The organism is Pseudomonas sp. Irchel 3A18 (assembly GCF_900187465.1).
In the GTDB taxonomy this organism is placed as follows: domain Bacteria; phylum Pseudomonadota; class Gammaproteobacteria; order Pseudomonadales; family Pseudomonadaceae; genus Aquipseudomonas; species Aquipseudomonas cichorii.
This window is the reverse complement of record NZ_FYDI01000002.1, coordinates 340,475-356,119: the sequence shown is the minus strand read 5'-3', so window position 1 is coordinate 356,119 and position 15,645 is coordinate 340,475. Positions and strand designations below refer to the sequence as shown.

Annotated in this window: 13 protein-coding genes; 6 read left to right on the top strand and 7 right to left on the bottom strand. The window is 59.5% G+C overall.

From position 1 onward, the window contains the following. Positions 1–27 precede the first annotated feature (27 nt). Together CKW23_RS04635 and CKW23_RS04630 are read left to right on the top strand one after the other, a co-directional pair. A complete protein-coding gene (locus CKW23_RS04635) occupies positions 28–1,386 on the top strand; it encodes a carbohydrate porin (protein WP_025258771.1) in 1,359 nt (452 codons plus the stop codon). Between the two features lie 120 nt (positions 1,387–1,506). Beyond that, positions 1,507–2,358: a D-hexose-6-phosphate mutarotase gene (locus CKW23_RS04630; RefSeq protein WP_038400209.1), complete on the top strand. Its 852-nt coding sequence runs from the start codon at positions 1,507–1,509 to the stop codon at positions 2,356–2,358. Positions 2,359–2,481: 123 nt separating this feature from the next. Here the strand turns inward: CKW23_RS04630 and CKW23_RS04625 are convergent, their stop codons facing one another. After that, positions 2,482–3,348, bottom strand: a complete 867-nt coding sequence (locus CKW23_RS04625; RefSeq protein WP_025258773.1) for a MurR/RpiR family transcriptional regulator — start codon at positions 3,346–3,348, stop codon at positions 2,482–2,484. Positions 3,349–3,554: 206 nt separating this feature from the next. On the opposite strand from CKW23_RS04625, the gene zwf reads away from it, so the two are divergent. The 3 genes from zwf to CKW23_RS04610 are packed head-to-tail and all read left to right on the top strand — an operon-like array spanning position 3,555 to position 6,416. Continuing rightward, positions 3,555–5,024 carry a glucose-6-phosphate dehydrogenase gene (gene zwf / locus CKW23_RS04620; protein ID WP_025258774.1) on the top strand — a complete coding sequence of 490 codons (1,470 nt, stop codon included), beginning with the start codon at positions 3,555–3,557 and terminating at the stop codon, positions 5,022–5,024. After that, positions 5,011–5,724 carry a 6-phosphogluconolactonase gene (pgl, locus tag CKW23_RS04615; RefSeq protein ID WP_025258775.1) on the top strand — a complete coding sequence of 238 codons (714 nt, stop codon included), beginning with the start codon at positions 5,011–5,013 and terminating at the stop codon, positions 5,722–5,724. The genes zwf and pgl overlap by 14 nt, the downstream gene beginning before the upstream one ends. 17 nt (positions 5,725–5,741) lie before the next feature. Then, the gene (locus CKW23_RS04610) at positions 5,742–6,416 is read left to right on the top strand and encodes a bifunctional 4-hydroxy-2-oxoglutarate aldolase/2-dehydro-3-deoxy-phosphogluconate aldolase (RefSeq protein WP_025258776.1); all 675 of its coding nucleotides are present in this window, start codon (positions 5,742–5,744) and stop codon (positions 6,414–6,416) included. A 146-nt stretch (positions 6,417–6,562) separates the two neighbouring features. Here CKW23_RS04610 and CKW23_RS04605 read toward each other — a convergent pair whose 3' ends face one another. After that, positions 6,563–6,796, bottom strand: coding sequence for a DUF3820 family protein (locus tag CKW23_RS04605; protein WP_025258777.1), 234 nt, complete (start codon positions 6,794–6,796; stop codon positions 6,563–6,565). 219 nt (positions 6,797–7,015) lie between these two features. On the opposite strand from CKW23_RS04605, the gene CKW23_RS04600 reads away from it, so the two are divergent. Then, entirely contained in the window at positions 7,016–7,486 is a 471-nt protein-coding gene (locus tag CKW23_RS04600) for a PA2169 family four-helix-bundle protein (RefSeq protein ID WP_025258778.1), read from the top strand. 56 nt (positions 7,487–7,542) lie between these two features. Here CKW23_RS04600 and CKW23_RS04595 read toward each other — a convergent pair whose 3' ends face one another. The 5 genes from CKW23_RS04595 to CKW23_RS04575 all read right to left on the bottom strand — a co-directional run bounded on the left by CKW23_RS04595 (position 7,543) and on the right by CKW23_RS04575 (position 15,526). Further along, positions 7,543–9,054: a sensor domain-containing diguanylate cyclase gene (locus tag CKW23_RS04595; RefSeq protein WP_095067122.1), complete on the bottom strand. Its 1,512-nt coding sequence runs from the start codon at positions 9,052–9,054 to the stop codon at positions 7,543–7,545. 171 nt (positions 9,055–9,225) lie between these two features. Continuing rightward, on the bottom strand, positions 9,226–10,590 hold the full coding sequence (locus CKW23_RS04590) for a heavy metal sensor histidine kinase (protein ID WP_095067121.1): 1,365 nt from the start codon (positions 10,588–10,590) through the stop codon (positions 9,226–9,228). Then, on the bottom strand, positions 10,580–11,257 hold the full coding sequence (locus CKW23_RS04585; RefSeq protein WP_025258781.1) for a heavy metal response regulator transcription factor: 678 nt from the start codon (positions 11,255–11,257) through the stop codon (positions 10,580–10,582). The genes CKW23_RS04590 and CKW23_RS04585 overlap by 11 nt, the downstream gene beginning before the upstream one ends. Before the next feature lie 10 nt (positions 11,258–11,267). Beyond that, the gene (locus CKW23_RS04580; protein ID WP_025258782.1) at positions 11,268–14,369 is read right to left on the bottom strand and encodes a multidrug efflux RND transporter permease subunit; all 3,102 of its coding nucleotides are present in this window, start codon (positions 14,367–14,369) and stop codon (positions 11,268–11,270) included. Further along, positions 14,366–15,526 carry an efflux RND transporter periplasmic adaptor subunit gene (locus CKW23_RS04575; RefSeq protein ID WP_095067120.1) on the bottom strand — a complete coding sequence of 387 codons (1,161 nt, stop codon included), beginning with the start codon at positions 15,524–15,526 and terminating at the stop codon, positions 14,366–14,368. The genes CKW23_RS04580 and CKW23_RS04575 overlap by 4 nt, the downstream gene beginning before the upstream one ends. Between the last annotated feature and the right edge of the window lie 119 nt (positions 15,527–15,645).

Below are 15,645 nucleotides of genomic sequence, written 5' to 3'. Positions count from 1 at the left end.
AATAACAATAAAACGAGGATTGATGGGATGAAGAAGATCAAGGCTAAATCGCTTTCCCGGTTCCAATTGGTACGCAAACTGTCAGTTGTGGGTGCGATGAGTCTGGCGGGCAGCGTACATGCTGCCGATGCGTTCGACGCCAACTCACCGTGGATGACGGGCGACTGGGGTGGCACACGCACCGAGTTGCTCGACAAGGGGTATGACTTCTCTCTGGAATACGTTTCCGAGATGGCCAGTAACCTCAAGGGTGGCTTTAACGACGACACCACCGGTCGTTACAGTGACCAGTTCGCTTTCGGCTTGAAAGTCGACCTGCAGAAAGCCTTTGGCTGGCAGGATGCAGAATTCAAGCTGGCCATTACCGAGCGTAGTGGTCGCAACATCTCCAATGACCGGATCGGCGATCCTCGTGCGGGCACGCTCAGTTCCTCTCAGGAAGTCTGGGGCCGTGGCCAGACCTGGCGTCTGACGCAAATGTGGATCAAACAGAAGTATTTCGATGGCGCCCTGGACGTCAAGGCTGGCCGGTTCGGACCAGGCGAAGACTTCAACTCCTTCCCGTGCGACTTCCAGAACCTGTCGTTCTGCGGCTCGCAGGTGGGTAACTACGTCAACACCTGGTACAACTGGCCAATCAGCCAGTGGGCCTTGCGCATCAAATACAACATCACGCCTGAGGTCTATGCTCAGGTCGGTGTGTACGAGCAGAACCCGTCCAACCTCGAAACCGGCAACGGATTCAAGCTTAGCGGTAGCGGCACCAAGGGCATGATCCTGCCGGTCGAACTGGTCTGGACCCCGACCGTCAACTCGCTGCCCGGCGAATACCGTGTCGGTTTCTACAAGAGCACGCCAAGTGCCGACGACGTTTATGAAGGTGCCGACGGTCAGGCTCAGCCGATCTCTGGCGGTGCGTTCAAGTCTCACAGCAGCAAGCATGGCTGGTGGATCGTGGCTCAGCAGCAGTTGACGGCTCACAACGGCGATTCGTCTCGTGGTCTGAGCATCTTTGCCAACGCCACTGTGCATGACAAGGAAACCAACTTCGTCGACAACTACCAGCAGATCGGCCTGACCTACAAAGGTCCGTTCGATTCGCGTCCAAAGGATGACATCGGTATCGGTATCGCCCGTATCCATGTCAACGACGATGTACAGGACCGTGTCCGTCTGCAAAACCAGCTTAACGGCATCAACGACTACGACAATCCGGGCTACCTGCCGGTACAGGACACCGAGTACAACTCGGAAATCTACTACGGCTTCCATGTCACCAACTGGCTGACCGTGCGTCCTAACCTGCAATACATCAAGCATCCTGGCGGCGTTAGCCAGGTTGACGATGCCATTGTTGCGGGCCTGAAAATTCAGTCTAAGTTCTGATTTCACAAACCGCTCAAGGTCGTGTGTGCTTTACGGGCAGCCTGGCTGCCCGTTTTTTTATGGTCATGAATACCTTTATTTTCAGAGGTGCGGTTGGCGATGTCCCTCACTAACGCGCAGATGCACGAGCACCCTTTACAACGCTTTTTCACCTCCCGACGCGTCAGGCCGACCTTCGAGTGGGATCGCTACCAGTTGCGGGATGTGCTGGTGATCGATCATCCCCAGTGCCAGGCCGTGTTCAGTCGTCAGGGCGGGCAGTTATTGCATTTCCAGCCTCGGGGTCAGAAACCCTGGCTCTGGTGTGCTGCGCAATGGCCGCAGGTCGGCGCCATTCGTGGTGGCGTGCCGGTCTGCTGGCCTTGGTATGGCCGTCATCCCAGTGAAAGCGGCTGGCCTGCCCATGGCTGGGCGCGTCTTCTGAACTGGAAGCTGATCGACAGCGCTGAGAGCGAGGCAGGCGTGACCCTGCACTGGCAGTTGCAGCTCTGGGACTGGCAGGTGGATCTGCATGCCGAACTGGGGCAGGGCATGGAACTGCGCCTGAGCACCCGGCACGAAGACAGCGAGCCCTGCCATTTCAGTCATGGGCTGCATGCTTATTGGCGTATCAGCGATGTGGCGGGCGTCGCGCTGGAGGGGCTGGATGGCGCGCAGGGCTACGACAAGCTCAGTCGGCAGGTCTGCCAGCAGGAAGGCGAGCTGCGGGTTGCTGGAGGCTGCCAGCGGGTCTTCGAGCATACCGGCGCCTTGCAGCTTCAGGACAGCGCCTGGAAACGGCGTTTGCACATCGACACCAGCGACAGCCCGAGCACGGTGGTCTGGCATCCCGGCAGCAGGCCGCTATTGGGTGTCTGTGGCAGCGAAGCCAGCGGCTTTGTCCGTGTTGAAGCGACTTCATGTGAGAGTGAACACGGAAGCCTGGAGCCGGGCGAGCAGGCGCAGATCAGGTTGCAGGCCTGTCTGGCATAGGATCGAATTCGTTCCTTGCGCGCAGGAGCGGATTTATCCGCGAGACGTCATTGAAGGCGATACAGTTTCTTCGGATGCATGGGCCTCTCGCGAATAAATTCGCCCCTGCCGGTTGGGGGGCGATCAGCCCTGATCTTCCGCCGGATACCGGCTGTCATTCAGGCTTTCCTTGATCTTGCGCAGGTGTGGCTGGAAGTCCACGCCGCGGCGCAATGTCATGCCCGTGGCCAGTACGTCGAGGACGGTCAGCTGGATGATCCGGGACGTCATCGGCATGTAGATGTCGGTGTCTTCAGGCAGCGGAATATTCAGGCTCACGGTGCTGGCCTTGGCCAGGGGAGAGCCCGCAGCAGTGAGACCCAGTACCGAGGCACCGTTGGCCCGTGCAATGCGTGCCACTTCCACCAGCTCACGGGTGCGTCCGGTGTAGGAAATGATCACGAACAACTCACCGGTATGCGCCACCGAGGCGATCATGCGCTGCATCAGCACGTCCGCATGGGCGGTAACTGCCAGGTTGAAGCGGAAGAACTTGTGCTGGGCATCCAGCGCCACGGGTGCCGATGCACCCAGGCCGAAGAAGTGGATCTGGCGGGCCTGGATGAGCATGTCCACCGACTTGCTGATCAGGGTCGGGTCCAGTTGCTGGCAGGCGCTGTCCAGTGACGCGATGGCGCTGCCGAAAATCTTCTGGGTGTAGGCCTCGGGATTGTCGTCGGCTTCCACTGCCCGGCTGACATAGGCCGCACCGCTGGCCAGGCTTTGTGCCAGTTGCAGTTTCAGCTCGGGGTAACCGCTGACGTTGAACGAACGGCAAAAGCGATTGACCGTCGGCTCGCTGACTTTCGCCGCCTGGGCGAGGGCCGCGATGCTGAGCCGCGTGGCCATCTGCGGGTTGAGCAGGATCACCTCGGCGACCTTGCGTTCAGCCTTGTTCAGCTCTTCGAGCCGGACCTGGATCTGCTCCAGGAGATTTTTTGCGCGGTCCATTTCAAGTCCTTGTCGCGGCTGATTACCAACGGTTTTGTATTAGCTCTTTAGCCTGTAGCAAAGGTGGCCTATCGTACTGGTGGCCTGTGTCGATCACCACTGGAATATGGTTTTAGACAAAATGTTGTGGTTATTACTACATATGGCCTTGAGTAACGCCTTTAAAAAAGGTATTTGTAGCCTAACTTGATAAAAGAACCAACATTATGCCCTCGATTACGGTTGAACCGTGCACTTTTGCCTTGTTTGGCGCCTTGGGCGACCTGGCGGTGCGCAAGCTGTTCCCGGCTCTTTACCAACTCGACCGCGCCGGATTGCTGCATGACGACACCCGGATTCTTGCCCTGGCGCGCGAGCCTGGCACCGAGCAGTCGCATCTGGCGTACATCGAAAAATCCATGCGTCGCTTCATTCCCGAAGCTGAACTGGAAGCGGACAACGTTGAACGTTTCAAGGCACGCCTGAGCTATCTGCACGTGGACTTCCTCAAGGCAGAGGATTATGTGGCCCTTGCCGAGCGTGTCGGCGATGCCGAAACGCTGATCGCCTACTTCGCCACACCTGCGTCGGTCTATGGCGCCATCTGCGAGAACCTGGCATCGGCCGGTCTGGCCGATCGCACCCGCGCGGTGCTGGAAAAGCCCATTGGCCATGACCTGGCGTCCTCGCGACGGGTCAATGACGCCGTGGCGCAGTTCTTCCCGGAAAACCGCGTCTACCGGATCGACCACTATCTGGGCAAGGACACGGTGCAGAACCTCATTGCCCTGCGCTTCGCCAACAGCCTGTTCGAGACCCAGTGGAACCAGAATCACATTTCCCACGTGGAAATCACCGTGGCCGAGAAGGTGGGCATCGAAGGCCGCTGGGGCTATTTCGATCAGGCCGGCCAACTGCGTGACATGATTCAGAACCATTTGCTGCAACTGCTCTGCCTGATCGCCATGGACCCGCCCAGCGACCTGTCGGCCGACAGTATTCGTGACGAGAAGGTCAAGGTGCTCAAGGCACTGGCGCCTTTCACTCCCGAGCGTCTGGCGACCCAGGTGGTGCGTGGCCAGTACACCGCCGGTTACAGCGAAGGCAAGTCGGTGCCCGGCTATTTGGAGGAAGAAAACTCCAATACCCAGAGCGACACCGAAACCTTCGTGGCCCTGCGCGCCGACATCCGCAACTGGCGCTGGTCGGGCACGCCGTTCTATCTGCGTACCGGCAAGCGTATGCCGCAGAAGCTGTCGCAGATCGTGATCCACTTCAAAGAGCCGCCGCACTACATCTTCGCACCTGAACAGCGTTTGCAGATCAGCAACCGCCTGATTATCCGCTTGCAGCCCGACGAAGGCATTTCCCTGCAAGTGATGACCAAGGATCAGGGGCTGGATAAAGGCATGCAGTTGCGCAGCGGCCCGTTGCAATTGAATTTTTCCGACACCTACCGCAGCGCCCGGGTCCCGGATGCCTATGAGCGGTTGTTGCTGGAAGTGATGCGCGGCAATCAGAACCTGTTTGTTCGCAAAGATGAAATCGAGTACGCGTGGCAGTGGTGCGATCAGTTGATCGCCGGCTGGAAGAAGGCAGGCGATGCGCCCAAGCCTTACGCCGCCGGTTCCTGGGGCCCCATGAGCTCCATTGCTCTGATTACTCGTGACGGGAGGTCGTGGTATGGCGATATGTGATCTTGAGCTGCCAGCAGGGCTGGTGGCACGCGAATTCGATAACCCGCAGCAGCTGGCCGGTGCGCTGGCTGGCAATGTGGCCGAGCGCCTGAACGCTGCCATCGCCGCCAATGGCGTGGCGACCCTGGTGGTGTCTGGTGGGCGCAGCCCGGTGGCGTTTTTCCAGAGCCTGGCTGAGCAGCCTGTGGACTGGTCCCAAGTGGTCATCAGCCTGGCTGACGAGCGCTGGGTTCCTGTCGAGCATGCCGACAGCAATGCTGGCCTGTTGCAGCGCCACTTGCTGCAAGGCCCGGTGGCCGAGGCGAAGTTCATTGGCCTGTACACCCCGGCCGCGAGCCTGGAAGAAGCGGCTCTGGCAGCCGATGAGATTCTGGCGCAACTGCCTGCCATCGATGTGCTGATCCTCGGGATGGGCGACGACGGGCACACCGCGTCCCTGTTCCCCGGCAGCCCGAATCTTGCCCAGGCGCTGGACCTGAATGACGAGCGCCGCTGCCTGCCGATGCTGGCCCCCAGCGTGCCTCATCAGCGCCTGACCCTGACTCGCCGTCTGCTGGCTTCGGCGCGTCATCCGATTCTTTCCGTGTCCGGCCAGGCAAAGCTCGACACATTGCGCACGGCGCTGGCGGGCGACGATATCGCTCAACTGCCGGTCCGTGCCTTCCTCAACTCAACACTTGAGATTTACTGGTGCCCATAAGCAAAGGATCCGTCGCCATGACAACGAACGAAAATAATCAGCCGCGAAACAGCATGGCGAACAAGATTGCCCAGATCGACGAACTCTGCGCCAAGGCCAGAATCCTGCCGGTCATTACCATTGCCCGCGACGAGGATGTCCTGCCGCTGGCAGACGCCCTGGCGGCCGGTGGCCTGACGGCTCTGGAAATCACCTTGCGTTCGGCGTTCGGCCTGAGCGCGATCCGTATCCTGCGCGAGCAGCGTCCCGAATTGTGCGTGGGCGCGGGCACCGTGCTGGATCGCAAGATGCTGGCCGATGCCGAAGCGGCCGGCTCGCAATTCATCGTGACCCCCGGCAGCACTCACGATCTGCTGCAAGCGGCGGTCGATAGTCCGCTGCCGATGCTGCCCGGCATCAGCAGCGCTTCGGAAATCATGATCGGTTATGCCCTGGGGTATCGTCGCTTCAAGCTGTTCCCGGCTGAGATCAGCGGCGGCGTGGCGGCAATCAAGGCCTTGGGCGGCCCGTTCAACGAAGTGCGTTTCTGCCCGACTGGCGGTGTGAATGCCGATAACCTCAAGAGCTATATCGCGCAGCCTAACGTGATGTGCGTAGGCGGCACCTGGATGATCGACAACGCCTGGGTCAAGAATGGCGACTGGGGTCGCATTCAGGAAGCCACGGCAGAGGCGCTTGCGTTGTTTGACTGAACACTTGGCCTCGGGCATCCGGCGCGAGGCCTTCAAAGAAGTTGTTGTGGGTTTGTATGGTTTTGCGGTGCCCCCTGGTCCGGGGCGCCGCTTTTTTTTGCCTGCATTATCGGAGCCCATTCGCTACAGCGTCCGGGTAGGAAACTTCAGTCGCGAAGAGATTGGCGAGGTCTTGTGCGCAGCGGGTCCAGCAGCGCGCTCAGGCCGTTATGGTCGATTTCCTGCATCAGGGCCAGCAGCCCACCCAGCTCGCCCTGGGGGAAACCTTCGCGAGCGAACCAGTTCAGGTAATGGCCGGGCAGGTCGGCAATCAGTCGGCCCTTGTATTTGCCGAAAGGCATTTCACGAGTGACCAGCAGTTTGAGTTTTTCAGGGTTCATGTGTAAGCCATCAGTAACGTAATGCCAATGAGAACTTGCCTGCATTCTGCATGCAGGCAAAAAGACAGTTCATGCAGAAAGAGCGGGTGGTGTATTGGCTGTTTTTTCTAAGTCATTGAAAAATATCTATAAAAAATAATAAAAGAAGCTGGCATGGGCTCTGCAATCACTAAGGTCAGCAACATTACTTTCTTCACACTGCCCAGTAAGGATATTGAAATGACCGACGTCAATAAAGAATCCATTGACCTGCTCAACGATCTGATCGAAACCAGCAAAGACGGTCAGAAAGGCTTTGAAACCAGCGCCGAAGACCTGAAGAACCCTGTTCTCAAGAGCTTCTTCACCACCCGTGCCAGTGAGTGCAGCGTTGCCGTCAGCGAGTTACAGGCTGAAGTCCGGGCGCTCGGTGGCAAGCCGGAAACCAGTTCCAGCGCTGCTGGCTCTCTGCATCGCGTGTGGGTAGACCTGAAGTCTGCGCTGACCGGCAAGAGCGATGAAGCCATTCTCAATGAAGTCGAGCGTGGCGAGGACCATGCTCTGGAAGCCTACAAGAAAGCCCTGCAAAAGGCTCAGGAGAAATCCTTGCCTACCAACGTGGTTGCCCTTGTGCGCAAGCAGCTTGATGGCACCCAGCGCAATCACGATAAGGTCAAGGCCTTGCGTGATCAGGTGCGTCGCGCTTCCTGATAGCGGTTTGCCGTAAGCTTGAAGAAAAACGCCAGCCAGTCTGGCGTTTTTTGCGTTCAGCTCCGGGCGAACAGCCTCTGCTCCACTCGATTGCGTCCATTGTTCTTGGCCTGATACAGCGCCTTGTCTGCCAGCCCGAACAGGGCTTCGAGCTTACTGTTCTGCTGGACGATCTGTGAGGCGACACCAATGCTGACCGTGATCGACTGGGTGTCGTCGGTAAACGGAGGAATGGCTTCGACCGCCAGTCGGATCGACTCAGCCAACACCATCGCGCCCTGCAGATCGGTTTCAGGCAGCACCACGACAAACTCCTCGCCACCATAGCGGGCGGCTATATCGCCAGGGCGACGGATATTGCGTGAAAGGGTGTAGGCGACCTTGCGCAGTGCCTCATCTCCGCCTTGATGGCCATGGCGTTCATTGAAGGCCTTGAAATGGTCCACGTCGATCATCAGCAGCGACAGTGGCTTGCCGGAACGCAGCGCTCGCGCCCATTCGATGTCCAGCGCATCATCGAGCTGACGCCGGTTTGCCAGCCCGGTCAGGCCATCGGTCGCGGCGAGGCTGGCCAGTTTGTCTTCAGCCATGTGGCGGCGGCGCAGCTCACGGCACAGCAGCAAGGTCAGCCAGACAATCCCGATGCACAGCACACCAGTGGCGCTGCCCACCAGCCAGGCATTGCGTCTCCAGACCGCATACACCTCTTCCTCGGCCTGACCGATCACAACAATCAGTTGCAAATCGCCGACACGGGAAAAGGTATAGAAGCGCATGGCATTGAGCTGGGATGACATGGCGGTGAAGCTGCCGGTGCCTTCCTGCACGATACGCTTGAAGTTTTCCGAGGCGCTGTAATCCTTCCCCGTCAGGTCCTGGCCTTCGATATCGGGGTAGCGGACCAGCATGGTGCCCTGTGCCGTGATCAGGCTGATGCTGCTGCCTTTTTCCAGCACCTGGCTCTTGAACAGTTGCTTGAAGTAAATCAGCCGTATGACGCCACTGGCGACGCCTTCAAATTCGCCATTGGGGCCAGACAGGCGACGGCTGAGGCTGATGCACCAATCAGGATTGCCCGAGCGTGTCTTGAACGGGCCGCTTACGTGCAGACCCAGGGACGGGTTTTTCAGGTGGTTCTGGAAATAGGCGCGATCTGAAAAGTTATCGTTGCGCGGGGTGACCGACAAAGAGTCAGCAATAATCTTTCCGGTGTTATCCAACAGCACCATGTCGCCCTTGAACGGCGCTATTGTGGAGCGATCAAACAGGACAAGTTGCCGCAGTTCTGCCGAAATACCCATCAGGTCTGGACGCTTCCACGACTTGAGAATGCCTTGCAATGAAGTGTCATACAGCTCGGCATTGCGCAGGACATCGGCATTGATCAGTTGAACGATATTAGAGGCTGTGCGGGCCGCCGACGATGTGGCATCGGCACGCTCGCGAGCCAGCAGAAACGCGACAATGATCAGAATGGCAAGCATCGACAACGAGCTGCCGCCGATCAGCACTTTCTCGGAGCGTGTCCACGTGTAGTTTGCAGATTGCAGAGGTGCAGGAGAATTCATCGCAGCCGTTGTACGTCCAAAACAGGGCGGTCAAGGCCGGGATATATATCACGCTCTTTATGAAAATATATAAATTAATTCAAGTAAGGACGGGTTTTTCGGGGGCAGTACAGTGAATAAGAATATTTCATTAGTGTGCTGTTTGTTGACGTTGTTTTTATGACGCTGGCGTTAGAGCGGTAGATGGATTCCGAACGTATTGAAACCCTGCTCGCTTCTCACAAAGACCGTACCGCCGTGCATCAGCGCAATGGCTTTGACGATTGCCAGACCCAGGCCATGATTGGCGCCGCTGTTGCTGCGTGATGCATCTACCCGATAGAACCGCTCGAACAGCCGGGGCAAATGTTCTCGCGGTATTGGTGGGCCGGGGTTGGCGACGCCGATGCTGACATGTTCGCTGGCTGACTGAATGTCCACGCGAATCACTTCGCCCGGCTCGGTATGTTGCACCGCATTGTGCAGCAGATTGATCAGCGCGCGACGCAGGTGGGCTTTCTCGATGGGAACGCTGGCATCACCTTGCACTTGGACTTTGACCTGAGCGTCTTCGAGGATGAAGTCCAGATAATCGAGAGTAGTGGCGACTTCCTGGGCGAGGGAGGCACAGGTCAGTTCGGTGGCTTTGCTGCCCTGGTCGGCGCTGGCCAGGAACAGCATGTCGTTGATGATCGAGCGCAGCCGCTCCAGCTCTTCAAGGTTCGATTGCAGCACCTCGAAGTAATGCTCTGCCGAGCGGCCACGGGTCAGTGCCACCTGGGTCTGGCCAATGAGGTTGGTCAGCGGCGATCGCAGCTCATGGGCCACATCGGCGTTGAACGATTCAAGCCGTGAATAGGCCTGTTCGACACGCTCCAGCGTCGAGTTGAAAGAGGTGACGAACTGTTCCAGCTCCGGCGGTAGCGGCGACATGCGCAGGCGACCGGACAAATGCGGCGGCGACAGTTTCTGGGCCTCCCACGAAAGACTGGCCAGCGGTCGCAGACCAATGCGCGCCACCCAGTAACCCAGCACCGAAGCCAGCACGACGCCGACCACTGCCAGGCTGATAAGGGCAATCAGCAGCGAGTGCTGGGTATGCCAGAACGTCTCTGTGTCGATGGCGGTCATGAAGCGCAACGTAGGGCGCTGGTCCTTGGCCGGGAACTCGCTGACCAGCACTTTGAAAGGATATGGATGATCGGCCAGCCTGAAGTCGTGCATGCCTAATGGGCCTTGGGCCAGACGGCGGATCTCGGCGTTCGGGTTGCCGTATTCATAGAGCGGATCGTCGCTGACCACCCAGAAGCGGATGCGCTTGTCTTCCTCGCTCAACAGGCTGAGCTTGTTCTTGATCTTGCCCCAGTGCTCGGGGTTGCCGAAGCGACTGACCGCCGACTCCAGCACACTGTAGCGCGCATCCACCTCGGCCTTGGGCAGCAGGTCCAGGCCCTTGTCGACTTGCAGGTACAAGACCCAGCCGATCAGCAGAAATACCCCGAAGGCAACCAGCGCGAACAGGCCGCTCAGGCGCAAGGCGATGGAATCAGTCCGCACCGCGGTTCTCCAGCACATAGCCCATACCACGGATGGTGTGCAGCAGCTTCTGTTCGTGAGGACCATCCAGCTTGGCACGCAGGCGCTTGATCGCGACTTCGACGACGTTGGCGTCGCTGTCGAAATTGATATCCCAGACCATCTCGGCAATGGATGTCTTGGAGAGGATTTCCCCCTGACGCCGGGCCAGTACACTGAGCAGCGAAAACTCCTTGGCGGTCAGCTCCAGGCGCACCCCGGCGCGAGTGGCCTTGCGGCTGATCAGGTCGATCCACAGGTCGGCGATGCTGATCTGTACCGGTTCATGACCGCCGCTGCGCCGGGTCAGGGCTTGCAGGCGGGCAACCAGCTCCAGAAAGGAAAAGGGCTTGCCCAGATAGTCGTCGGCCCCTTCGCGCAGGCCGCGAATCCGGTCATCGACCTGCTCGCGTGCGGTCAGCATGATCACCGGCGTCTGCTTTTTCGCCCGCAGGGCGCGCAGCACACCAAAGCCATCGAGGCCCGGCAGCATCACGTCGAGAATGATGACGGCGTATTCGTTTTCCAGGGCCAGGTGCAGCCCTTCGATACCGTCCCGGGCCAGGTCCACGGTATAGCCTTGTTCGGTCAGGCCACGATGCAGGTAATCCGCTGTTTTCTCTTCGTCTTCGATAATCAGCACGCGCATGGGACGACTCTCACTTGTGGATGGCCAGCGCTGGCGCAGGCTCTGGCTGGCGGCGATGGAACAGCCGCTCCAGTTGCAGATAGATGACCGGTGTGGTGAACAACGTCAGCATCTGGCTGACCAGCAGGCCGCCGACCACTGCAATCCCCAGGGGCTGGCGCAGTTCGGCACCGACCCCGAAGCCGAGCATCAGCGGCAAGGCGCCGAGCAGGGCAGCGAGGGTGGTCATGATAATCGGACGAAAGCGCGTCAGGCAGGCTTCGTAGATTGCCTCTTGTGGCGTCATGCCTTGTTCGCGCTGGGCTTCGAGGGCGAAGTCCACCAGCAGGATGCCGTTTTTCTTGACGATGCCGATCAGTAGCACCACGCCGATCAGCGCCATGATCGAGAAGTCCTGGCCCATCAACCACAGCAGCAACAGCGCGCCGATGCCTGCCGAGGGCAGGGTGGAAATGATGGTCAGCGGGTGGACGAAACTCTCGTAAAGCACACCCAGAATGATGTACACCGCCACCAGCGCCGCCAGAATCAGCCAGGGCTGGTTGGCCAGTGAACTCTGGAATGCCTGGGCGGCGCCCTGGAAGTTGCCGATGATCGCTGCCGGCATGGCGATTTCTTTCTTGGCCTCATCCAGCATGCGTACTGCATCGCCCAACGCCACGCCCGAGGCCAGGTTGAATGACAGGTTGGCGGCCGGGAACATGCCGTCATGACTGATGGACAGCGGCCCCATGGTCGGAGCGCTGACCTTGGCCAGTGCCGACAGCGGCACCATCTCGTTGGTCAGCGGCGAGCGCAGATAGAAGTAGTTCAGGCTTTCGGCCTTGCCGCGCTGTTGCGCGTCCAGTTCCAGTACGACCTTGTATTGGTTGACCTCGGTCTGGAATTCGCTGATCTGCCGCTGGCCGAAGGCGTCGTAGAGCGCTTGATCGACGTCTGCGGTGGTCAGCCCGAAACGTGAGGCGGCGCTGCGGTCGATGTCGATATGGGTCACGCTGCCGCCCAGTTGCAGGTCGTTGGACAGGTCGCGGAATGCCGGGTTGCTGCGCAGTTTTTCGGTCAGGCGCTGTGTCCAGGTGTTGAGCAGGTCGCCATCGTTGCTCTTGAGCACGTACTGATACTGGCTGCGGCTGGGGCCGGAGCTGAGGTTGATGTCCTGCCCGGCGCGCAGGTAAAGCACGATGCCGGGGACCTTGGCCAGTTTCGGACGCAGGCGGTCGATGAACTCATTGACCGACACGTCGCGCTGGGCCCGTGGCTTGAGGGAAATCCAGAAGCGGCCGTTGGCGATGGTCTGGTTGCTGCCGCTGACGCCCACCGAATGCGAGAACGCCAGCACCGCCGGATCGGCGCCGACGATCTTTGCCAGCTCCAGGTGTTTTTTCACCATGTCGGGGTAGGAAATATCGGCTGCGGCTTCTGTGGTGCCGAGGGCGAACGCGGTGTCCTGAACAGGAAAGAAGCCCTTGGGGATCAACACATAACCGACAACAGCCAGTACCAGCGTCAGGCCGAATACCCCTAGCGTCAGGCGCTGGTGAGCCAAAGCCTTGCGCAAGCCGCGTTCATAAAACGCCAGCAGTCGTTCACCAAACCCGGGTTTCTTGTGTTGGTCGTGCTTGGGAGCGCGCATGAACATGGCTGCGAGGGTAGGGGCCAGGGTCAGGGATACGACGACTGAAATCAGGATGGTCGCCGTGGCTGTCAGGGCAAACTCCTTGAACAGTCGCCCGACCACGCCGCCCATGAACAGCAGCGGAATGAAGGCCGCCACCAGAGAGAAGCTGATCGATACCACCGTGAAGCCGATTTCCCCCGAACCCTTGATAGCCGCCTCGCGCATGCCCTGGCCTGCTTCAAGGTGGCGATGGATGTTCTCCACCACAACGATGGCATCGTCCACCACGAAGCCGACGGCCACCACAATCGCCACCAGGGTCAGGTTGTTCAGGCTGAAGCCCATGACGTACATCATCGCGAAGCTGGCAATCAGCGACACGCCCAGTACGCTGCTGACGATAAGGGTGGCGGACAACTGGCGCAGGAACAGAGCCATGACCGCGATCACCAACAGGACGGCGATCAGCAGGGTCAGTTCGACTTCATGCAGCGAGGCGCGGATGGTGCGGGTCCGGTCGTTGAGCACTGAAACGTCCACGGATGCAGGCAGCATTTCCCGCAATCGCGGCAGTTCGCGCTGAACGCGGTCCACGGTATCGACAATGTTGGCGCCTGGCTGGCGGAAGATCGCGATATTGACGCCCTGCTGGTCACCGGACCAGGTTTTGACGTAGGCGTTTTCGGAGCCATTGATGACCCGCGCCACATCCTTGAGATGCACGGGAGCGCCGTCCTTGTAGGAGACGATCAACTGCGCATAGTCCTGGGGCTTGAACAACTGATCGTTGGCAGACAGTGTGGAAATACTGTCCTTGCCATACAAGGCGCCCTTGGCCAGGTTCAGGCTTGTCTGCTGAACAGACTGGCGTATATCCGCCAGGGTCAGGCCCAGTGCGGCGAGTTTTTCCGGGGCTGCCTGGATGCGGATCGCCGGGCGTTGCTGCCCTGCGATTGCCACTTGGCCAACGCCTTCTATCTGGCTGATCTGCCGGGCCAGCAGGGTTTCGGTGATATCGCTCAGTTCGGTGCCGGGCATCAGGCTGGAGCTGACGCTCAGGATCAGCACCGGGCTGTCAGCCGGGTTGACCTTGCGCCAGGTTGGCAGGTTTGGCAGGTCGGCGGGCAAGCGGCCAGCAGCCGTATTGATGGCGGCCTGCACTTCCTGGGCGGCGGTATCGATGCTTTTGTTGAGGGTGAATTGCAGGGTCAGATTGGTCGAGCCCAGCGCGCTGCTGGAGGTCATCTGGGTCATGCCCGGTATGGCGCTGAACTGCACTTCAAGCGGCGTGGCCACCGAGGACGCCATGGTTTCCGGGCTGGCGCCGGGAAGTTGGGCGCTGACCTGGATGGTCGGGAATTCGGCTTCCGGCAACGGCGCGATGGGCAGGCGCGGGAAGGCGATGGCCCCCAGCAATACCAGCGCAAACGTCAGCAGCAGGGTGGCGACCGGGTGATCAATGCACCAGGCCGAGATCGAGCCCCGACCTTTCATTGCGCGCTCCCCACCTTGAGCAAGGCAGGCTGTGGCGATTCACTCACTACTTCGATCCGCGCCCCTGGCCGGAGTCGCGACTGTCCGTCGCTGACCAGTACGTCACCGGCCTGCGGGCCGCTGATCAGGGTCAGGTCGCTGTCCTGATAAAGCACCGTGACGGGCACCACTTCGACTTTCTGTTCGCTCGTGACTCGATACACATAATGCTGGTCGATGCCACGCTGCACGACCTGCGGCGGGACCTTGAGCGAGTTGCGTTCGATGCCGGTCTGGATCTTGACCGTGACCAATTGTCCAGGCCAGAGCTTTTCATCGGCGTTGTCGAACTGTGCCTTGGCGCGAATGGTGCCAGTGGTCGCCGATACCTGGTTGTCAATCAGCGCCAGTTTGCCTTCGCCCAGCAGTGTGCCGTTGGCGCCATCGCCCAGGTAAGCCTTGACTGCCGCCGAAGCGGGATTGGCGGTCAGGGTCTGCAAGGTGGGTAGCATGTGTTGCGGCAGGGAGAACTCCACCGCCACCGGGTTTATCTGAGTGACGGAAAACATGCCGGTGGCATCGCTGACGCGTAGAAAGTTGCCTTCATCGACATTGCGAATCCCGACCCGGCCAGTCACCGGGGAGCGAATCTGGGTGTGGGAAAGTTGTACCTGTGCGGCATTGATGTTGGCCTGATTACCCAGCACGGTGGCAGTGAGCTGACGAACCAGAGCCTGTTGCTGGTCGAACGTCTGCCGGGAGATGCCGTTGTCGTCAGTCAGTTGGCGATAACGCTTGAGGTCCACTTGCGCCACATCCAGTTGCGCCTGGCTCTGGGCCAGTTGGGCGCGGGCCTGTTCGAGTGTGGCGCGAATCGAGCGGTCATCCAGGGTTGCCAGCAGGTCGCCGGCCTTGACCGATTGCCCTTCCTTGACCAGCAGGCGGGTGAGGATGCCGTCTACCTGCGGGCGAATCACCACGCTTTGCAACGACAACACCGAACCTATTCCGGTTACGAAACGCGGTACGTCCTCGGCACTGACACTGATCACTTTGACCGGCACGGCGACCGGGGTGTTTGTCTTGGTAACAGCAGGGCGTGTCAGGTTCCAGGCGGCAATCGCGGCAAGCGTTGCTAAGGTGGCCACAGCAATGACGATTCTGGTCTGTTTACGCATGTGAAGGAGGCGCCGGTAGGGTCAAGTGAGAAACCATGAAGTCTGGTGCTCCTTATAGCGGGTAAACCCGGTCAGTAGAATGACTTTTAGCTGTCAGAATTGTCAGCAAGCGACCAGCA